The 20562-nt window shown below is 71.6% G+C and carries 18 protein-coding genes; 16 read left to right on the forward strand and 2 right to left on the reverse strand.

Annotated features, from left to right (window positions below):
* The first annotated feature begins 77 nt into the window (after nucleotides 1-77).
* The 16 genes from pdxS to HDA43_RS30705 all read left to right on the forward strand — a co-directional run bounded on the left by pdxS (nucleotide 78) and on the right by HDA43_RS30705 (nucleotide 18156).
* Nucleotides 78-992 carry a pyridoxal 5'-phosphate synthase lyase subunit PdxS gene (gene pdxS / locus HDA43_RS30630; RefSeq protein WP_179827788.1) on the forward strand — a complete coding sequence of 305 codons (915 nt, stop codon included), beginning with the start codon at nucleotides 78-80 and terminating at the stop codon, nucleotides 990-992.
* A gap of 128 nt (nucleotides 993-1120) precedes the next feature.
* Nucleotides 1121-2821, forward strand: coding sequence for an alkaline phosphatase D family protein (locus HDA43_RS30635; RefSeq protein WP_179827790.1), 1701 nt, complete (start codon nucleotides 1121-1123; stop codon nucleotides 2819-2821).
* Nucleotides 2822-2936: 115 nt separating this feature from the next.
* Nucleotides 2937-3353 carry a MarR family winged helix-turn-helix transcriptional regulator gene (locus tag HDA43_RS30640; RefSeq protein WP_179827792.1) on the forward strand — a complete coding sequence of 139 codons (417 nt, stop codon included), beginning with the start codon at nucleotides 2937-2939 and terminating at the stop codon, nucleotides 3351-3353.
* Nucleotides 3354-3465: 112 nt separating this feature from the next.
* Entirely contained in the window at nucleotides 3466-4683 is a 1218-nt protein-coding gene (locus tag HDA43_RS30645) for an MFS transporter (RefSeq protein ID WP_179827795.1), read from the forward strand.
* A 168-nt stretch (nucleotides 4684-4851) separates the two neighbouring features.
* The gene (pdxT, locus tag HDA43_RS30650; protein WP_179827796.1) at nucleotides 4852-5442 is read left to right on the forward strand and encodes a pyridoxal 5'-phosphate synthase glutaminase subunit PdxT; all 591 of its coding nucleotides are present in this window, start codon (nucleotides 4852-4854) and stop codon (nucleotides 5440-5442) included.
* Between the two features lie 3 nt (nucleotides 5443-5445).
* On the forward strand, nucleotides 5446-6198 hold the full coding sequence (locus HDA43_RS30655; protein ID WP_179827797.1) for a YebC/PmpR family DNA-binding transcriptional regulator: 753 nt from the start codon (nucleotides 5446-5448) through the stop codon (nucleotides 6196-6198).
* A 306-nt stretch (nucleotides 6199-6504) separates the two neighbouring features.
* On the forward strand, nucleotides 6505-7893 hold the full coding sequence (locus HDA43_RS30660) for a cation:proton antiporter (protein ID WP_179827798.1): 1389 nt from the start codon (nucleotides 6505-6507) through the stop codon (nucleotides 7891-7893).
* 70 nt (nucleotides 7894-7963) lie between these two features.
* Nucleotides 7964-9121, forward strand: coding sequence for a GNAT family N-acetyltransferase (locus tag HDA43_RS30665; protein WP_179827799.1), 1158 nt, complete (start codon nucleotides 7964-7966; stop codon nucleotides 9119-9121).
* A 158-nt stretch (nucleotides 9122-9279) separates the two neighbouring features.
* A complete protein-coding gene (gene ruvC, locus HDA43_RS30670) occupies nucleotides 9280-9873 on the forward strand; it encodes a crossover junction endodeoxyribonuclease RuvC (protein WP_179828845.1) in 594 nt (197 codons plus the stop codon).
* Entirely contained in the window at nucleotides 9870-10490 is a 621-nt protein-coding gene (ruvA, locus tag HDA43_RS30675; RefSeq protein WP_179827800.1) for a Holliday junction branch migration protein RuvA, read from the forward strand. The genes ruvC and ruvA overlap by 4 nt, the downstream gene beginning before the upstream one ends.
* 13 nt (nucleotides 10491-10503) lie before the next feature.
* A complete protein-coding gene (ruvB, locus tag HDA43_RS30680; RefSeq protein WP_179827802.1) occupies nucleotides 10504-11568 on the forward strand; it encodes a Holliday junction branch migration DNA helicase RuvB in 1065 nt (354 codons plus the stop codon).
* A 229-nt stretch (nucleotides 11569-11797) separates the two neighbouring features.
* A complete protein-coding gene (gene yajC, locus HDA43_RS30685; RefSeq protein ID WP_179827804.1) occupies nucleotides 11798-12166 on the forward strand; it encodes a preprotein translocase subunit YajC in 369 nt (122 codons plus the stop codon).
* A 51-nt stretch (nucleotides 12167-12217) separates the two neighbouring features.
* Nucleotides 12218-14083, forward strand: a complete 1866-nt coding sequence (secD, locus tag HDA43_RS30690; protein ID WP_312873621.1) for a protein translocase subunit SecD — start codon at nucleotides 12218-12220, stop codon at nucleotides 14081-14083.
* A complete protein-coding gene (gene secF, locus HDA43_RS30695; protein WP_179827806.1) occupies nucleotides 14083-15135 on the forward strand; it encodes a protein translocase subunit SecF in 1053 nt (350 codons plus the stop codon). Before secD ends, secF begins: the two co-directional genes overlap by 1 nt.
* Before the next feature lie 65 nt (nucleotides 15136-15200).
* Nucleotides 15201-15719, forward strand: coding sequence for an adenine phosphoribosyltransferase (locus tag HDA43_RS30700; RefSeq protein ID WP_179827808.1), 519 nt, complete (start codon nucleotides 15201-15203; stop codon nucleotides 15717-15719).
* A gap of 238 nt (nucleotides 15720-15957) precedes the next feature.
* Nucleotides 15958-18156, forward strand: coding sequence for a RelA/SpoT family protein (locus HDA43_RS30705; protein WP_179827810.1), 2199 nt, complete (start codon nucleotides 15958-15960; stop codon nucleotides 18154-18156).
* Between the two features lie 217 nt (nucleotides 18157-18373).
* Here the strand turns inward: HDA43_RS30705 and HDA43_RS30710 are convergent, their stop codons facing one another.
* Complete coding sequence (locus tag HDA43_RS30710) at nucleotides 18374-19624, reverse strand: DUF349 domain-containing protein (protein ID WP_179827812.1); 1251 nt, start codon at nucleotides 19622-19624, stop codon at nucleotides 18374-18376.
* 38 nt (nucleotides 19625-19662) lie between these two features.
* A complete protein-coding gene (locus tag HDA43_RS30715) occupies nucleotides 19663-20520 on the reverse strand; it encodes a peptidylprolyl isomerase (RefSeq protein ID WP_179827814.1) in 858 nt (285 codons plus the stop codon).
* Nucleotides 20521-20562: the final 42 nt, after the last annotated feature.

Below are 20562 nucleotides of genomic sequence, written 5' to 3' on the forward strand. Positions count from 1 at the left end.
CCTACCATGAAGAAGTGGCGGCCGTCCCGGCGAGGGACGCCCGTGATCCGCAACCAGCCGTCGTGAGGTAGAGCCCCGTGTCCAGCAGCACGCCCGAAGTCACCGAGACCGCCGTCACCGGAACCGCCCGGGTCAAGCGCGGCATGGCAGAGATGCTCAAGGGTGGCGTCATCATGGACGTCGTCACCCCCGAGCAGGCCAAGATCGCCGAGGACGCCGGCGCGGTCGCCGTCATGGCCCTTGAGCGGGTCCCCGCCGACATCCGCGCCCAGGGCGGCGTATCCCGGATGAGCGACCCCGACATGGTCGAGGGCATCATCTCCGCCGTCTCGATCCCCGTCATGGCCAAGGCCCGCATCGGCCACTTCGTCGAGGCCCAGGTCCTGCAGTCGCTCGGCGTCGACTACATCGACGAGTCCGAGGTGCTGACCCCCGCCGACTACGCCAACCACATCGACAAGTGGCGCTTCACCGTCCCCTTCGTCTGCGGCGCCACCAACCTCGGCGAGGCGCTGCGCCGCATCACCGAGGGCGCGGCGATGATCCGCTCCAAGGGCGAGGCCGGCACCGGCGACGTCTCCAACGCCGTCACCCACATGCGCACGATCCGCGCCGAGATCAAGCGCCTCACCTCGCTGCCGGAGGACGAGCTGTACGTCGCGGCCAAGGAGCTGCAGGCGCCTTACGAGCTGGTCGCCGAGGTCGCCAGGACCGGCAAGCTGCCCGTGGTGCTCTTCACCGCCGGTGGCATCGCCACCCCGGCCGACGCCGCGATGATGATGCAGCTCGGCGCCGAGGGCGTGTTCGTCGGCTCGGGCATCTTCAAGTCCGGCAACCCGGCGCAGCGTGCCGCCGCGATCGTCAAGGCCACCACCTTCTACGACGACCCGGACGTCATCGCCAAGGTCTCCCGCGGCCTGGGCGAGGCCATGGTCGGCATCAACGTCGACGACATCCCGGTCCCGCACCGCCTCGCCGAGCGCGGCTGGTAGGAAATTTCAGGAAAGGCGGCATCTGTGAAGGATGCCGCCTTTTCGGTTTCCTGAACCGTTCACCCCGCCGTCATGATCCTCCGGGAGGCTGACGGGCGTTCGTGCCCGACACCCCCCGGAGGACCGCCTTGTCCGAATTCACCCGCCGCTCCTTCCTCGTCACCGGGATCGCGGCCGGAGCCGTGGCCGCCGTCCCCGGCGCGGCGCACGCCGATCCCGGCGCGGAGAGCGCCGGCGCGGAGAGCGCCGCCTCCCTCGCCTCCCGGGGTCTGCGGACCGATCCCTTCACGCTCGGCGTGGCCTCGGGCGACCCGGACGCCGAGGGCTTCGTGATCTGGACCCGGCTGGCGCAGCGGCCGCTCGCCGAGGACGGCATGGGAGGCATGCCCGCCCTGCCGTTCCCGGTCCAGTGGCAGATCTACGCCGACGAGGGCGGCCGCCGGGTGGTACGGCGCGGCACGGCCCTGGCCAGGCCCGACTGGGGCCACAGCGTCCACGTGGAGGTGGGCGGCCTGTCCGCCGACCGCGACTACTGGTACCGCTTCAGGGTCGGCCCGTACCTGTCGCCCATCGGCCGGGCCCGCACCGCCCCGCACCCGCTGTCGTTCGGCTCGCCGCTGGCCATGGCCTTCGTCTCCTGCGCCCAGTACGAGCACGGCTACTTCACCGCCTACCGCCGCCTGGCCGAGGACCACCCCGACCTGGTCCTGCACCTCGGCGACTACCAGTACGAGTACACGCGCGACACCTACACCATCCCCGGCGGCAACATCCGCGACCACGAGGGCCCCGAGACCGAGACGCTCGCGAACTACCGGCAGCGGCACGCCCAGTACAAGACCGATCCCGACCTGCAGGCCGCGCACGCCGCCGCCCCCTGGCTGGTGGTCTGGGACGACCACGAGCTGGACAACAACTGGGCCGACGAGATCCCGGAGAAGCCGGAGGTCCCGCAGCCGAACTTCCTCGCCCGGCGCGAGGCGGCCTTCCGCGCCTACTACGAGAACATGCCGCTGCGCCGCACCTCCGTCCCGCGCGGCGTCGACATGCAGCTCTACCGGCGGATCCGCTGGGGCGCGCTGGCCACCTTCCACATGCTCGACACCCGCCAGTACCGTGACGACCAGGGCTGCGGCGACGGCTACAGCGCCTGCCCCGAGGCGAGCGACCCGGCGCGCTCCATCACCGGCGAGCAGCAGGAGCGCTGGCTGATCGACGGCTTCCGCCGGTCGCGGGCGCGCTGGGACGTCATCGGCCAGCAGGTCTTCTTCGCCCAGCGCGACAACAACGCCGGCCCGCTCAAGGTCACCAGCCAGGACGCCTGGGACGGCTACGTCGCCTCCCGCCGGCGGATCACCCAGGGCTGGGTGGACGCCGGGGTGCGCAATCCGGTGGTGCTCACCGGTGACGTGCACGCCCACTGGGCCAGCGACCTCAAGCTCGACTACGACGACCCCACCGGCCGCACGGTCGGCTCCGAGCTGGTCGCCACCTCGATCTCCACCACCGGAGACGGCAAGGACTCCGATCCCGCGACCCACCCGTACCTGAAGATCAACCCGCACCTGAAGTTCTACAACAACCAGCGGGGCTATGTGCTTACGCGGATCGAGCCGGGCGCGCTCACCGCCGACTTCAGGGTGGTGCCCAAGGTGACCGAGGCCGGGGCCGAGGCGTACACCAGGGCGACCTTCGTCGTGGAGGACCGGGCTCCGGGCGTCCAGCAGACCTACCTGCGCCCGCTGGACCCGTCCCTGGCCAGGCGGGCCGAGCCGTCGGACGCCGAGCGGATCCAGGAGGTCGTGGACGCTGAGACCAGGCGTCCCTGACCGGCCGCGGCCCTGCGGGGCCGCGTGGGGGGTAACGGGGGAGGGCGGTGTCCCGGCGGGGCGCCGCCCTCCCTTCGGAATAATGCTTAGCCTGGCTAAGTTAGACTGGCTAACCATGACGACGGACGAACTCGCGGAGAACCTCTCCAAAGAGCTGCGCCACCTGGTGCTGCTCCTGCGTCGCGTGGCGGCGGGACAGCCGATCACCAGCCAGCAGTACGCCGTGCTGGGGTCGCTGGAGAGCGGCCCGCGCCGGATGACGGAGCTGGCCGAGGAACACGGGGTCCAGCTCCCCACCATGACGGTGCAGATCAACCGGCTGGAGGAACCCGGCCTGGTGACCCGCTCCGCCGACCCCTCCGACGCCCGGGTCCGCACGGTCGGGCTGACCGAGGAGGGCCGCGCCCGCCTGGCGGCCGTACGCCGGGCCCGCGTCTCCTACCTCGTCTCCCAGCTCGGCCTGCTCACCCCGGAGGAACGCGACGCCGTCGCCGCCGCCCTGCCCGCGCTGGCCAAGCTGGGCCGCGCGTGAGACCGCGGGGCCCAGCGCGGTCCCGCCGTCCCCCGCCGTCCTGAAAGCGATCCCACATCCCCGACCGGCCGCCACCCCGGCCGGTCCGCTTTTCCCGCAAGGAGCCACTCCCATGTCCTCGCAGAGTTCGGGTGGAATCCTCCGCCAGCCGATGTCGGTGTGGGCCACCGCCTTCGCCGCGGTGGTCGCCTTCATGGGCATCGGCCTGGTCGACCCGATCCTGCCCTCCATCGCCAAGAACCTGAACGCCGGACCCAGCCAGGTCTCCCTGCTGTTCACCAGCTACTTCCTGGTCACCGCGGTGGCGATGCTCGTCACCGGCTGGGTCTCCAGCCGGATCGGCGGCAAGCGCACCCTGCTGCTCGGCCTGTTCCTGGTCGTCGTCTTCGCCGGTCTGTCCGGCACCTCGGACAGCGTCGGCGCGCTCATCGGCTTCCGCGCCGGCTGGGGCCTGGGCAACGCCCTGTTCGTCGCCACCGCCCTGGCGGTCATCGTCGGCGCGGCCAGCGGCGGCGCCGAGGCCGCCATCATCCTGTACGAGGCCGCCCTGGGCCTGGGCATCTCGATGGGCCCGCTGGTCGGCGCCATACTCGGCGACTGGAACTGGCGCGGCCCGTTCTTCGGCACCGCGACCCTGATGGCCGTCGGGTTCGTCTCCATCGCGGTCCTGCTGAGGAGCACACCCCGGCCCGCGGTGAAGACCCGCCTCAGCGACCCGCTGCGCGCCCTGGCCCACGGCGGCCTGTCCACCACCGCCTTCACCGCGTTCTTCTACAACTTCGCCTTCTTCACCATCCTGGCCTTCACCCCGTTCATCCTCGGCATGTCGGCCTACGGCATCGGCGCGGTGTTCTTCGGCTGGGGCGTCCTCGTGGCGCTCGCCTCGGTCTTCGCCGCCCCGGCCATGAGCCGCAGGATAGGCTCGGTACGGGTGCTGTACCTGTCCCTGGGGACGCTGGCCGTCCTGCAGGCGGGCATCGCCCTGTTCAGCGCGGTCGACATGCGCCCCGGCGTCGTCGTCTGCGTCGTGCTGTGCGGCATCCCGGCCGGCCTGAACAACACCGTGTTCACCGAGGCCGCCATGGAGGTCTCCGACGCGCCTAGGCCCGTCGCCTCGGCCGGCTACAACTTCGTCCGCTGGATGGGCGGGGCCGTCGCGCCCTACGTCGTGACCAAGCTGGGCGAGGAGATCGGCGCGCCCGTGCCGTACTGCCTGGGCGCGGTCTGCTGCCTGGTCGGCGTGGCCTTCCTGTACGGCAGGCGCCACCACCTGGCGAGCCTCGCGCGGGTGGACGCCGACCACGCCGCCCACGACCTGTCGGCCGCCTGACCCCGGCCGCCCGACCGCACGACCCTGGCCCCGGCCGTACGGCGGGCCGCGCGCCCGGCCGCCCGCCCCGCCGGCCGGCCCCCGCCCCGCGGGACCGGCTGGTTTGGGGCGGTCCGCGGGGTGGCCATACGCTTGAACCGCATCACGAGCCCCTTGAAAGGACCACCGGTGACCATCGCCCCGACGATCGGTGTCTTCGCCCTGCAGGGAGACGTCCGCGAGCACGCGCGCTGCCTGGAGCAGGCGGGAGCCAAGGCCGTGGCCGTACGGCGCCCCGAGGAGCTGGAGGCGGTCGACGCGCTGGTCGTCCCGGGAGGGGAGTCCACCACGATGTGGAAGCTCGCCGACGCCTTCGAGCTGCTGGAGCCGCTCCGGGCGAGGATCAAGGACGGCATGCCCGCCTACGGCTCCTGCGCAGGCATGATCATGCTGGCCGACCGGATCGAGGGCGGCGTCGAGGGCCAGCAGACCATCGGCGGCATCGACATGGTGGTCCGGCGCAACGCCTTCGGCCGCCAGGTCGACTCCTTCGAGTCCGACATCGACTTCGCGGGCATGGGCCCGCTGCGGGCGATCTTCATCCGCGCCCCCTGGGTGGAATCGGTCGGTTCCGACGTCGACGTGCTGGCCCGAGCCGAAGCTGGGGATAGGATCGTCGCGGTCCGTCAGGGGCCTCTGCTGGCCACGTCCTTCCATCCGGAGCTCACCGGGGGCTGCGACGTGCATTCATACTTCGTTGAGATGGTGAGGGAGCTCTAGTCGATGTCCGGCCACTCCAAATGGGCGACGACCAAGCACAAGAAGGCCGCGCTCGACTCCAAGCGCGGCAAGCTGTTCGCCAAGCTCATCAAGAACATCGAGGTCGCGGCCCGGACCGGCGGCCCCGACCCGGACGGCAACCCGACGCTGTACGACGCCATCACCAAGGCGCGTAAGAGCTCGGTCCCGCTGGACAACATCGAGCGCGCCCGCAAGCGCGGCGGCGGCCTGGAGGCCGGCGGCGCCGACTGGCAGACCATCATGTACGAGGGCTACGCCCCCGGTGGTGTCGCCGTGCTGATCGAGTGTCTGACCGACAACCGCAACCGAGCCGCCTCCGAGGTCCGCGTGGCGCTGACCCGCAACGGCGGCTCCCTGGCCGACCCCGGCTCGGTGTCCTACATGTTCAACCGCAAGGGTGTCGTGCTCGTCCCCAAGGGTTCGCTCACCGAGGACGACGTGCTGGTGGCGGTCCTCGACGCGGGCGCCGAGGAGGTCAACGACCTGGGCGACCAGTTCGAGGTCGTCTCCGAGGCCGGTGACCTCGTCCCGGTCCGCAAGGCCCTGCAGGACGCCGGGATCGACTACGACTCGGCCGAGTCGAGCTTCCTGCCGACGATGAACGTCCCGCTCGACGAGGAGGGCGCGCGCAAGGTCTTCCGGCTGATCGACGCCCTGGAGGACAGCGACGACGTGCAGAACGTCTGGGCCAACTTCGACGTCTCCGACGAGGTCATGGAGAAGCTGGAGGCCTGACCGGCCGCCCGCCGCCCCGCCGTACGCCCGCCCCGCCGTGCCGCGGAGGCGGGCGTACGGCTGCCCGGGGAACCTTCCGCGTACGGCCCCCGTGTACGGCCCCACGCCCCGGGGGCGGACCCCGGATGAGGTCTCGCGCCCCGGGGGTGGACCCCGGGTGACGCCTGCCCGGGACCCTCCGGGCGCCCGCCCGGGAGACCTTTCCGGCGGCCGTCCAGAGACGGAGTCATGGGGTTTTCGTGACGTTCGCCGGAAAAATATGAGCGGCGATTTGCCTAAATAAATGAGGGCATATGCCGCCGTACGATGCCGAACCCTGATCTGATCTTCGCCGTGGCCGGCGTCGCCGCCCTGCTCGCGGCGATCCTGCCCCGCCTGCTCAACCGGCGTGCCTTCTCGCTGCCGCTGGCCTGCCTGATCGGCGGCGCGCTGCTCTACCTCCTGCCCCTGGACCTGCCCGACCCCGACCCGGTGGCCCACCGGGCGCTGCTGGAGCACGCCACCGAGATCTGCGTCCTCATCTCGCTGATGGGCGCCGGGCTGGCGATCAACCGGCCCTTCGAGCCGCGCCGCTGGACCTCCACCTGGCGGCTGCTGGGCTGGACTCTCCCGCTGACCGTCGGCGCCGTCACCCTGGCCGTCCACGGCCTGCTGGGCTGGCCGTGGGCCGCGGCGCTGCTGCTGGGCGCGGTGCTCGCGCCGACCGACCCGGTGCTCGCCTCCGACGTGCAGGTCGGCCAGCCCGTCGACTCCGAGACCGACGACGACGAGGTCCGCTTCACCCTCACCTCCGAGGCCGGGCTCAACGACGGCCTGGCCTTCCCCCTGGTGTTCGCCGCGATCGCGCTGGCGTCGGCGGGCGGCGGCCTGGAATGGGCCGGGCACTGGGCGCTGGTGGACCTGCTCTACAGGTGCGGGGCGGGCGTCGTGGCCGGCCTGCTGGCCGGCAAGGCGCTGGGCCGGCTGTTCTTCCGCGCCCAGGTCTCCGACCTGCGGCTGGCCGAGCACCGCGACGGCTTCGTGGCGCTGGCCGCGACCTTCCTCGCCTACGGCCTCACCGAGCTGGTGCACGGCTACGGCTTCATCGCGGTGTTCGTGACCGCGTGCACGATCAGGGCCGCCGAGCGCACGCACGGCTACAACGCCGTCCTGCACGGTTTCATCGAGCAGATCGAGCGGCTGTTCACCGCCTGGCTGATCCTGCTGCTCGGCGGGTTCGTGATCACCGGCGGCCTGGCCGCGCTCACCTGGCGGGGAGCGGCGGTCGGCCTGCTCCTGCTGCTGGTGATCCGCCCGCTGACCGGTTGGCTCGCCACGCTCGGCGGCCGGCCGGGACCGCGCGAGCGCGGCGTGCTGGCCTTCTTCGGCATCCGGGGCATCGGCTCGCTGTTCTACCTCGCTTACGCCCTCGGCCAGGCCGACTTCGGCGTACCCGCCGAGGAGCTGTGGGCGGTGGTGGCCTTCACCGTGCTGGCCTCCCTGGTGCTGCACGGCGTCACGGCGACCCCGGTGATGACGCGCCTGGACCGCCTGCGCGGCCGGGCCGACACGGACCGCCCCGCCGACGGGGACGCAGGGGACGCCGGGGGCGCCGGGAAGGCCGGGGAGGCAGGTGACACGCGAGGGGACGGAGCCGCCGGGGACGGCGGAGGTCTCGGCGACCCGGGGAACGCCGAGCCGGTCCGCCACCCCTGACCCCGCCCGGCGGGCGGCGGCCCGGGGCCGGTTCACACTCATCGGGATGTACGCCCTAGGTTGGGAGACCGTGGAAATACGTGAGCTGACGGCCGATGACCTCGACGCGGCGCTGGACAACCGCATCCGCGCCTTCGGGCCCGTCCCGCAGGACGAGGCGGAGACCTGGCGGCGCAACGCCCTGCCCGCCGTCGAGGGCGGCAGATACCTCGGGGCGTTCGACGGCGCCCGCCTCGTCGCCACGACCCGCATCGAGGACTTCACCCAGTGGTGGCACGGCAGGCCGCTGCCCATGGGCGGCATCGCCTCGGTCACCGTCGCCCCCGAGGACCGGGGCCGCGGCGTCGGACGGACGATCATGCGGACCGCCCTGGACCGCTGCGCCGCCCTGGGACTGCCGATCTCGGCGCTGTACCCCGCCACCACCCGCCTCTACCGCTCGCTCGGCTGGGAGCACGCCGGAGCCCTGCACCAGGCCGTGCTGCCCACCGAGGCGCTGCGCACGATCCGCACCGCAGGCGACGTCCCGCTCCGCCGTACCGGCCCCGGCGACGCCCGCGCGCTGGGCGAGGTCATCGGCCGCGTCCACGCCGCCACCCGCGCCTCCGGGCCGGTCCGCCGGAGCGAGGCGGCCGTGCGCCGGTGGCTGGAGAGCACCCGCGACTTCGTCTACCTGGCCGAGGACGGCTTCGTGGCCTACGGCTGGGACGGCCACGACATCTCGGTCAGCCATCTGCTCGCCGGCTCGGAGGCCACGGCCCGGGCGCTGTGGGCGCTGGTCGGCTCCTCGTCCTCCATCGCGAAGCAGGTCCGCGCGGCCGTCGCCCCCGACGACCCGGTGTTCTGGCTGCTCGGCGAACGGGTGAACGACGAGGTCGCGCAGGCCCGCTGGATGTTCCGCGTGGTGGACCCGGCGGCGGCCGTCGCCGGGCGCGGGTTCCCGGCGGGCGTCACCCTCGACGCCGTGGTCCACGTCGACGACCCCGAGCGGCCCGCCTCCTCCGGCCCCTGGCACCTGTCGGTCTCCGGCGGCTCCGGTACGGCCCAGCCCGCCGGGACCATCCCGAAGACGGCCCCCGCCCTCACCGCCGGAGGCCTCTCCGCGCTGTTCGCGGGCGTGCCGACCACCACCCTGCGCCGCGCGGGCATCCTCACCGGACCCGCGGACGCCGACGACGCCCTCGACGCCGCCTTCCACGCCCGGCCGTACATGACCGACGCGTTCTGACCGCGCCGGTCATCGGGCGGGACGGCCGGGGCGGTGAGGGCTCCGGGGCCCGCCCCGCGGGCGGCGCGATGGCCGTGCGCGCCGTGCCCGCAGACGGTAGAGTCGGGCACCGAACAGGTGTTCGGCGAGCGGAAGGCGTGCCGGTGCGGTTGCCCGAACTGCGGGTGATGGGGGTCGATCCGGGCCTGACCCGGTGCGGCCTCGGAGCGGTCGAGGGGCGCCCCGGGGCGCCGCTCCGCCTGGTCAAGGTCGGGGTGGTGCGCACCCCCGCCGACGACGAGATCGGGGCCCGGCTGGTGGCGATCGAGGCCGGCATCGAGCAATGGCTCGACGAGATCCGGCCCGACGCGGTGGCCGTGGAGCGCGTCTTCGCCCAGCACAACCTGCGCACCGTCATGGGCACCGCCCAGGCCTCGGCGGTGGCGATCCTGTGCGCCTCCCGCCGGGGGCTGCCGGTGGCGCTGCACACGCCGTCGGAGGTCAAGGCCGCGATCACCGGCAGCGGCACGGCCGACAAGCGACAGGTCGGCACCATGGTGACCAGGCTGCTGCGGCTCGACGCCATGCCCAAGCCCGCCGACGCCGCCGACGCGCTCGCCCTGGCCATCTGCCACATCTGGCGGGGCGGCGCCCAGAACAGGCTGGCCGAGGCGGCCGCCCGGGCCACCGGCGCCGGCGGCGGAGTGACGGCCGCCGCGTACTTCCGCGGGCGGAACAGGCCCGCCGGATACTCGAGAGGAACGACGAAGTGATCGCCTCGGTGCGAGGACGGGTGGCCGCGATCGCCCCCGACGGAGCGGTGGTCGAGGTCGGCGGCGTCGGCGTGCTGGTGCACTGCACGCCCGGCACGCTGGCGGCGCTGCGCGCGGGGGAGGAGGCCCGGCTGGCCACCTCGCTGGTGGTGCGCGAGGAGTCCCTCACGCTGTACGGCTTCGCCGACGACGACGAGCGCAGGATCTTCGAGCTGCTCCAGACCGCCAGCGGGGTCGGCCCCAAGGTCGCCCTGGCGATGCTCGCCGTGCACACGCCCAACGCGCTGCGGGTGGCCGTGGCCGCCGCCGACGTCAAGGCGCTGACCCGGGTCCCCGGGGTGGGCCCCAAGGGCGCCCAGCGGATCATCGTCGATCTCAAGGACAAGCTCGGCACCCCCGAGGAGGCCGTCAGCGCCGCCCTCAACGGCGGCTCGGCCGCCCCCGTCTGGCGCGAGCAGGTCCACTCCGGCCTGGTCGGCCTGGGATACTCGGCCAAGGACGCCGACGAGGCCGTCGCGGCCGTCGCCCCCCAGGCCGACGCCGAGACGGCCGAGGGCCGCGCGCCCCAGGTCGCGGCGCTGCTCAAGGCCGCGTTGCGCGTGCTGAGCGTGCGGTGAGGGGGGAGACGCCGTGAGCTTCGAGCGGGATCTGGTCTCGGCCGACGCCGACGCCGAGGGTGACGAGCGGCTGGTCGAGGCCGCGCTGCGGCCCAAGCGGCTGGAGGAGTTCATCGGCCAGGCGCGGGTGCGCGAGCAGCTGTCACTGGTGCTGCAGAGCGCGCTGCGGCGCAACCGGCCGCCCGACCACGTGCTGATGAGCGGCGGCCCCGGCCTCGGTAAGACCACCCTCGCCCTGATCATCGCCACCGAGCTGTCGGCGCCCATCCGGATCACCTCCGGGCCGGCGCTGGAGCGGGCCGGCGACCTCGCGGCCATCCTCTCCACGCTGTCGGAGGGCGAGGTGCTGTTCATCGACGAGATCCACCGGATGGCCCGCCCCGCCGAGGAGATGCTCTACCTCGCGATGGAGGACTTCCGGGTCGACATCGTGGTCGGCAAGGGGCCCGGCGCCACCGCGATCCCGCTGGAGGTCGCCCCGTTCACCCTGGTCGGCGCCACCACCAGGGCCGGCCTGCTGCCCGCGCCGCTGCGCGACCGGTTCGGGTTCGTCGCCCACATGGACTTCTACGACGCCGGCGAGCTGGAGCGGGTGCTGCACCGCTCGGCGGCGCTGCTCGGCCTGGAGCTGCCCGGCGACGCCGCCCGCGAGATCGCCGGCCGTTCGCGCGGCACGCCCCGCATCGCCAACCGCCTGCTGCGCCGGGTCCGCGACTTCGCCGAGGTGCGGTCCGACGGCGTCGTCACCCGTGACGTCGCCGCGGCGGCGCTGAACCTCTACGAGGTCGACGCCGAGGGGCTCGACCGGCTCGACCGGGCGGTCCTGTCGGCGCTGCTGGGCAAGTTCGGCGGCGGCCCGGTCGGTCTGTCCACCCTCGCGGTCGCGATCGGCGAGGAGCCCGAGACGGTCGAGGTGGTGGCCGAGCCGTTCCTGGTGCGCCAGGGGCTGCTGGCCCGCACCCCCCGGGGCCGGGTGGCGACCGCCGCCGCGTGGGTCCACCTGGGGCTGACCCCGCCGCCGGACGCCTTCGGCGCCCAGGTGCCCGTCGATCTCGGGGATGACTCCGGCCCCGCGTGACGTTGGATTTCAAAAGGGGAAGCCCCGCGGGGTCAATCACAGATCGATGACAACCATATCGAAATGGGAACTTCCCCCTGAGTCCGTTCGTGGGTTCGTTGCCGCGCTCCTAACAGCTCGCCTAAACTCCGTGGCTTGGCTGGCTGTGTAGGCTGACGTGCTGAGCGGCGTGCCCGTATACGACGTCCGGCGCCACGCCGGTCAATTCTGAAGCGTAAGGAGCGGCCCCATGGGCGGCAACAGCGGTTACTCAAGCCTCATCATGATCGTTCTGATGGTCGTGGTGTTCTACTTCCTGCTCATCCGGCCGCAGCGCAAGCGGCAGCAGGAGCAGGCCCAGATGCAGAACTCCCTGGCTCCGGGAGCCCGCATCATGACGACGACCGGCCTGTTCGCGACCATCACGGCCATCGACGGCGACGACGTGATCCTGGAGCTCGCCCCCGGCGTCGAGACCCGCTGGGTCAAGGCCGCGATCGGCCGCGTTCTGACTCCGGTCGACGACACCGCCTCCGATGACGTCGAGTCCGCGGGTGTCGTGGAGGACAATGAGGTGGAGACCGTTCAGCCGAAGGGCGACAGCCGGGACTCGCAGTAGAAGTGAGCAGGCTCGCCAACCATCCCCTATAGCCGAAAGAACTGACGACCAGTGGCCCGACCGACCAGCGGCCAGAGCAAGCCGGGGCGCATGCTCCTGGCGCTCCTGGCGCTCATTCTCGCCATGGGCGGGGTGATGGCCCTCAACAAGGCGTTCACCCCCGAATATGGCCTCGACCTCGCAGGCGGCACCACGGTGACGCTGTCGCCCGTCACGCCCAACGGCGGAGCTCCCTCCCAGGAGAGCCTCGACCTGGCCGTGAACATCATCCGTGACCGGGTGAACGGCAGCGGCATCTCCGACGCCGAGGTCGCCAAGTCCGGTGACAACATCGTCATCTCCGTCCCCGGAGCCGGCCAGGAGGAAGTCGTAAAGCTGGTCGGCACCACTGCGGAGCTGCGTTTCCGCCAGGTGCTGGCTGTGGGGGAGGGCTCGCCCGCGCCCCCCGGGCAGATGCCCACCCAGGCGCCGACGCCGTCCGTCGCCCCGTCGGACGGCAAGGCCACCGACGGCGGCGAGGCCACGACGACGCCGGCCCCGAGGAGCACCGCCCAGTCCAGCCCGAGCGCCTCGCCCACCGGCCGGGCGCTGTCCTCGGCGCTGACCGCCCCGAACCCGTCGGCCGCCCCTTCCACCGAGGCGGAGACGGGGGCGAAGAAGACCGTGACGGACCGGCGGGCCGCACGTGAGCCCAAGTCCGAGGCCAAGGACGGTGAGGAAGCCCCAGCGGACCGGCGCGCGCGCCGGGCGGCCAGGAACGCAGCGGCCCCGTCCGCCACCCCGACCCCCAGCGCGACCCCGTCCGCTCCGGCGAACGACCCGCTGGCCGGCGTCGACACCACCGGCATCGACCCCAAGGCCCTTGAGCGGTTCAAGACGCTCGACTGCGCCAAGGACAAGGGTCAGGGCGCCCAGGACGCGCCGGACCAGCAGTACGTCGGCTGCAGCCAGGACGGCTCGGCCAAGTACATCCTCGACAAGGCCGCCGTCACCGGCACCTCGATCGACAAGGCCACCTCCGGCGTCGACCAGACCACCGGCGAGTGGCTCGTCCAGCTCTCCTTCAAGGGCCAGGGCCCGCAGCAGTGGTCGAAGGTCACCACCACCGCCTTCAACTCCCAGCCGCCGCGCAACCAGGTCGCCATGGTGCTGGACGGCGTGGTGATCTCCGCGCCGGTCATCCAGGAGCCCATCACCGGCGGCCGGGCCCAGATCTCCGGCAACTTCACGCAGGTGACCGCCGACGACCTGGCCAACCAGCTCAAGTACGGCGCGCTGCCGCTGAAGTTCCAGAAGAGCTCCATCGAGGAGGTCTCCTCCACCCTGGGCGCCGACCAGCTGCGCGGCGGCCTGATCGCCGGCGCGATCGGCCTCGGGCTCGTGCTGATCTACTCGCTGCTCTACTACCGCGGCCTGGGCATCGTCTCGGTGCTGAGCCTCGTGGTCGCCACGATCCTGACCTACGGGTCGGTGGTCATCCTCGGCGCCACCGCGGGCTTCCGCCTGTCGCTGCCGCACATCATCGGTCTCATCGTCTCGATCGGCATCACCGCGGACTCGTTCATCGTCTACTTCGAACGCATCCGCGACGAGATGAAGGAAGGCCGCCGCTCGCTGCGGACGGCCGTCGAGGTCGCCTGGACCCGCGCCCGGCGCACGATCCTGATCGCCGACGCGGTCATGTTCATCGCCGCCGTGGTGCTGTACTTCCTGGCCGTCGGCGGTGTGGCCGGCTTCGCGTTCGCGATGGGCCTGACCACGCTCATCGACATCGTGGTGGTGTTCATGTTCACCAAGCCGTTCGTCGCGCTCCTCGCCAGGAGGAAGTTCTTCGCCAAGGGCCACAAGCTCTCCGGTCTCGACGCCGAGCGCATGAGCCAGAGCTCCGCCGCCCCGACCGTTCCGCAGGAGGCCTGATGTCCGGCATCGCGAGGCGGCTGTACCGCGGCGAGGTCAACGTCGACTTCGTCGGCCGCAGAAAGCTCTGGTACGGCCTGTCGGCCTTCCTGCTGGCGATCTCCATCCTCGGCCTGCTCCTCCACGGCCTGAACCTCGGCGTGGAGTTCAAGGGCGGCTCGGTCTTCTCCTTCAAGGCCCCCTCGGCGAGCATCGAGCAGGTGCGCGGCACCTTCGAGGAGGCCGGGGCGCACCAGGTCATCGTGCAGGAGACCAACAACGGCTGGCGGGTCACCACCGAGAGCCTGCCGCCCGAGGAGGTCACCAAGGTCCAGAAGGAGGCCGCCCAGGACTACGGCCTCACGCAGGACCAGGTCACCCTCCAGGTGATCGGCGGCTCGTGGGGCGGCCAGGTGGCCAACAAGGCCATCATCGGCCTGATCGTCTTCATGCTGGCGATCATCCTGTACCTGACGGTGGCCTTCGAGTGGAAGATGGCGCTGTCGGCCATCGTGGCGCTCTTCCACGACCTGATCATCACCGCCGGCGTGTACGCCTGGTCCGGCTTCGAGGTCACCCCGGCGACCCTGCTGGGCTTCCTGACCATCCTCGGATACTCGCTGTACGACGCGGTCGTCGTCTTCGACATGATCAAGGAGGTCACCGCCAAGCTCGGCACGACCTCCAAGATGACCTACACCGAGGCGGCCAACAACGCGCTGAACCACACGCTGATCCGGTCGCTGAACACCACGCTGGTGGCGATCCTGCCGGTCGCGGCGATCCTGTTCATCGGCACCACGCTGTTCGGCGCGGGCACGCTGAAGGACCTGTCGCTGGCCCTGTTCGTCGGCATGATCGTCGGCACCTACTCCTCGCTGTGCGTGGCGACGCCGATGCTGGTGACGCTGAAGGAGCGCGAGCCGCGCTACCAGGCGCTCGCCCGCCGGGTCGCGAGCCGTGCCGGGTCCGCCCCCGACAAGGGCGCCAGGCAGCCGGTCACGGCGGCGGCGGCCAACGGCTCCGCGCCGGCCGGCTCCGTGGCCGACGGCGACAAGCGCAAGAAGAAGTAACCCCACCAAGATGGCGCCTCCGCTCCCGTCCCCCGGGGGCGGAGGCGTTTTCGTAAGGAAGTGACATGAACGACCTGCGCACCCTCATCCTCGACCGGATCCGCGACGTGCCCGACTACCCGCAGCCGGGCGTGGTCTTCAAGGACATCACCCCCCTGCTCGCCGATCCCAAGGCGTTCGGCGCCGTGGTGGACGAGCTGGCCGGCGCGTACCGGGTGGACAAGATCGTCGGCATCGAGGCCCGCGGGTTCATCCTGGCCGCCCCGGTGGCGCACAAGGCCGCCGCGGGGTTCGTCCCGGTACGGAAGAAAGGCAAACTGCCTGCCGAGACGCTTGAGGAGTCCTACGATCTGGAGTACGGCTCCGCCGTCATCGAGGTGCACAGGGACGCCTTCGCCCCCGGAGAGCGGGTCCTGATCGTCGACGACGTGCTCGCCACCGGCGGCACGGCGCGCGCGGCGGTGGAGCTGGTCCGCAGGGCGGGCGCCGAGGTCGTCGCCATCGCCGTGCTCATGGAGCTGGCCTTCCTCAACGGGCGGGAACGACTGGACGACGTCGAAGTTCGTTCCCTGGTGATCGTCTGATCTCACCCCGATGGGGCAGGGTTCCTGACATGTCTGGATACACTGGAGGATCTGGACTCGAACGTGAGGAGTCTGAGTGCCCCGTGATGTGGTCGTTCCCGACGTGACCGCCGATGGAGGCGGGCCCGAGGAGGCCGCCCCGCCAGGCGGCGCCGGTTCCCCCATGTCCGGAGCCACCGAGGAGAAGCCTGCCGTACGGCGCAGGATCGCACGCTTTGGGGGGCAATGGAGTGGCGCCATGAATCCGGTGCTGGAGCCGTTGTTCCGCACGGTCCGCGCGACGCATCCGAAGGCGGACCTGCGGCTCATCGAGCGTGCCTACGATGTGGCGGCCTACCACCACCGTGATCAGAAGCGCAAGAGCGGGGACCCCTACATCACCCACCCCCTGGCGGTGGCGACGATCCTGGCCGAGCTGGGCACCGACGACGAGACCCTGTGCGCCGCGCTGCTGCACGACACCGTCGAGGACACCGCCTACGGCCTGGACGAGCTGCGGGCCGACTTCGGCGACAACATCGCGCTGCTGGTCGACGGCGTCACCAAACTCGACAAGGTCAAGTTCGGTGACGCCGCACAGGCCGAGACCGTCCGCAAGATGGTCGTGGCGATGTCGCGTGACATCCGGGTCCTGGTGATCAAGCTCGCCGACCGGCTGCACAACATGCGCACCATGCGTTACCTGCCCGAGCACAAGCGGCAGCAGAAGTCCCGCGAGACCCTGGAGATCTTCGCCCCGCTGGCGCACCGGCTGGGCATGAACACGATCAAGTGGGAGCTGGAGGACCTCGCGTTCGCCATGCTCTACCCCAAGCGCTACGACGAGATCGCCCGCATGGTGTCGGAGCGGGCCCCGCGCCGCGACCTGTTCCTGCAGGAGGTCATCGAGAGCGTCTCCAAGGACCTGCGCGAGGCCAAGATCCGCGCGGTGGTCAAGGGCCGGCCCAAGCACTACTACTCGGTCTACCAGAAGATGATCGCGCGCGACGTCGCCTTCGACGACATCTACGACCTGGTGGGCATCCGGGTGCTGGTCGACACGGTCCGCGACTGCTACGCCGCCCTCGGAACGATCCACGCGCGATGGAACCCGGTGCCCGGCCGGTTCAAGGACTACATCGCGATGCCCAAGTTCAACATGTACCAGTCGCTGCACACCACGGTCATCGGCCCCGCGGGCAAGCCGGTGGAGCTGCAGATCCGTACCCACTCCATGCACCACCGGGCCGAGTACGGCGTGGCCGCGCACTGGAAGTACAAGGAGGACATGACGGCCTCCGGCGCCCCGGGGACGAAGCTGAAGCCCGCCAGCGACATGGCCTGGCTGCGTCAGCTCCTCGACTGGCAGAAGGAGACCGCCGACCCCGGAGAGTTCCTGGAGTCGCTCAGGTTCGACCTGTCGGTCTCGGAGGTGTACGTCTTCACCCCGCGGGGCCAGGTGATCGCCCTGCCCGAGGGCGCGACGCCGGTGGACTTCGCCTACGCCGTGCACACCGAGGTCGGTCACCGCTGCATCGGCGCCCGGGTCAACGGCCGCCTGGTGCCGCTGGAGTCGCGGCTGGGCAACGGCGACACGGTGGAGATCTTCACCTCCAAGTCGCCGGACGCCGGCCCCTCGCGTGACTGGCTGAAGTTCGTCAAGTCGGGCCGGGCCCGTAACAAGATCCGGCAGTGGTTCTCCAAGGAGCGCCGCGAGACCGCGATCGAGGCGGGCAAGGAGGCCATCGGCCGGGCCATGCGCAAGCAGGGGCTGCCGCTGCAGCGCCTGATGTCGGGGGAGTCGCTGCTGACCCTCGCCAGGGACCTGCGCTACCCCGACGTCTCCGCCCTGTACGCGGCCGTCGGCGAGGGCCACATCGCCGCCCAGGCGGTCGTGCAGAAGCTGGTGCACTCCGTCGGGGGAGTGGACGGCGCCGAGGAGGACATCGCCGAGGTCTCGGTGCCGACGAAGCTGCGGGGCCGTCCCCGCGGCGGCAGCGGCGGCGCCGGCGTGGTGGTCGCGGGCGACTCCGACGTGTGGGTGCGCCTGTCGCGCTGCTGCACCCCGGTGCCCGGCGACGAGATCCTCGGCTTCGTGACCCGCGGGCACGGCGTGTCGGTGCACCGCACCAACTGCCCCAACGGGGAGCAGCTGAAGACCCAGCCGGACCGGCTGGTGGAGGTGTCCTGGGCGTCGGGGACCGACTCGGTCTTCCTGGTGGCGCTCCAGGTCGAGGCGCTCGACCGGCCGCGGCTGCTGTCGGACGTCACCCGCACCCTGTCGGACCAGCACGTGAACATCCTGTCGGCGTCGGTCACGACGTCCCGCGACCGGGTGGCGATCAGCAAGTTCACCTTCGAGATGGCCGACCCCAAGCACCTCGGGCACGTCCTGAAGGCCGTGCGCAACATACCGGGTGTCTACGACGTCTACCGGGTGAGCGGCGCCGGCTCCTGACCGCCGCCCCGGGGCCCGGCCGTGCCCGCCCCGGGCTCCGCGGAGAAGACTCCGGCCCCGGGACCGTCACCCGGGCATGAGACGCCGGTGTGGGGACGAGCCCGCCTCGGGCTCTCACGGGGCTTTGTCACGGAGCTCTGTCACGCGGGTGGGGCCGTACGCCGAACCGGGCGCCCGTGAGGGGACGCCCGGCCGTGTGTCCTCGGGAGGACCCGTCTCAGGAGAACTCGGCGAGCGTGCGCTCGGCCTCCTCCAGCCAGGAACGGCGGGCTTCCAGCGACTCCTCGGCGTCCTTGACGTCCTTGTCCCGGCCGGCCGCCCTGGCCTTGGCCAGGCGGGCCTCAAGCTGCTCGATCGACCGGTGGAGCTGGTCGACCGTGTTCTGGGCGCGGGCGCGGGCCTCGGGGTTGGAGCGCTTCCACTCCGCCTCCTCGGCCTTGCGGACCGCCTCGTCGATCCGGCGCAGGCCACCCTCCAGGCGGTCGCGCTGCTCCCGCGGGACCGGGCCGGCGGCCTCCCAGCGCTCCAGGACGCCCCGCAGGGCCGCCCTGGCGGACCGGGCGTCGGAGACCGGCAGGATCTTCTCCGCCTCGGCCAGGAGCTGCTCCTTGACCTCGGCGTTGGCCGCGAGCGAGGCGTCGCGCTCGGCGAAGACCGCCGAGCGGGCCTGGAAGAACTGGTCCTGGGCGGCCTTGAACCGGCCCCACAGCTCGTCCTCCACCTCACGGGAGGCCCGGCCCGCGGCCTTCCACTGCCGCATCAGCTCGCGGTAGGCGGCGGCCGTGGCGCCCCAGTCGGTGGAGGAGGCCATCTCCTCCGCCTCGGCGACGATGCGCTCCTTGGTGGCGCGCACGCTCTCCCGCTGCTCGTCCAGCCCGGCGAAGTACGCCTTGCGCCGCTTGGCGAAGGCCGTACGGGCGGCCGACAGCCGCTTCCAGAGCGCGGCCTCGGTCACGCGGTCGATGCGTTCGGCGGCCTTCCACTCCTCGATGAGCTGGCGCAGCCGCTCGCCCCCGCTCTTCCAGTGGGTGGTGTCCTCGGCGATCCGCTCGGCCTCGCCGACGATGCGCTCCTTGACGGCCCTGGCCTCGGCCCGGGCAACGTCGCGCGCCGCCTTGACCTCCTCGCGGCGCTGGGCGACCGTCTCCGTGAGGGCGTTCAGGCGGCCCAGCAGCGCGTCGAGGTCGCCGACGGCGTGCGCACCGGTGATCGCCTCACGCAGCTTGACGATCGTCGCCTCCGCCTGGGCCGGCGGCAGGTCGGTGCCGCGGACCCGCTGCTCCAGCAGCGTGACCTGCCCGGCCAGCTCGTCGAACTTGCGATGGAAGTAGGCGAGTGCCTCTTCCGGCTCTCCGGCCTGCCAGGACCCGACGGCCCGTTCTCCCTCAGCCGTACGCACGTAGACGGTGCCGTCGTCGTCTACCCGGCCCCACGGGTCGGTGCTCACCGTGTCCTCCCGCACTTTCATCAGCCTTTCGAGGCTAACCGCCTCTTGGTTGTATTACGTCAGCTCTTGCCGGACATTGTCACGTTTTTGATTTCGACGGTTTCCTTCGGAGCCCCGGTGCCGTCGGGTCCCGGCGTGATGACGCCTCCCTTGTTCACCTTGTCGATGATCTCCATCCCCTTCGTGACCGTACCGAACGGTGTGTAGTTCGGGGGGAGCTGGGTGTCGCCGTACACGATGAAGAACTGGCTGCCGTTGCTGTCGGGACCGCTGTTGGCCATGGCCACGACGCCGCGGGTGTACTTGGCGCCGTCGAGGTTCTCGTTGACGAAACGGTACCCCGGCCCGCCCTGGCCGTCGGTCTCGCTCTTGCCGTCGGCCTTGGCGAGCGGGTCGCCGCACTGCAGCACCGGGAACTGGTCGGAGCCCAGCCGGTGGCACTTGGAGCCGTCGAAGTAGTTCTTCTTCGCCAGGAAGGCGAAGGAGTTGACCGTGCACGGGGTCTTGTCGGCCGACACCTTGATCACGATGTCGCCACGGTTCGTCTTCAGCGTCATCGTCGCCGGCGAGGTGTCCACCTTGGCCGGCGGCATGCCGACGTTCTTCGCCGCCCCCTGGGTGTCGGGGACGTAGCCGCAGGTGCCGGTCGCCGGGTCGAACGCGGCGGGCTTGGGCCCCTCGCTCGCGCTCGCGACCGGGCCGGGGGTCCCCGACGCCGACGCGGTGGAGGTGGCGTCGGAGTCACCGCCGCCGAGCAGGGCGGTCGCGGCGACCACACCGCCCACCACCAGCACGACCCCGGCGGTGGTGCCGATGACCGCGGTGCGCTTCGCCCTGGCCTCACGCTCGACGCGCCGCTTCGTCTGCCGCTCGTAGTGCTCGCGCGCCAGCTGCTTCTGGCGGTCCTTGCCGCTCACCGCTTCGCCCTCCCGAGTGCCGGAGTGTTACTTATTGAGGTG

This window comes from Streptosporangium sandarakinum (genome assembly GCF_013409935.1).
Classification (GTDB): domain Bacteria; phylum Actinomycetota; class Actinomycetes; order Streptosporangiales; family Streptosporangiaceae; genus Streptosporangium; species Streptosporangium nondiastaticum.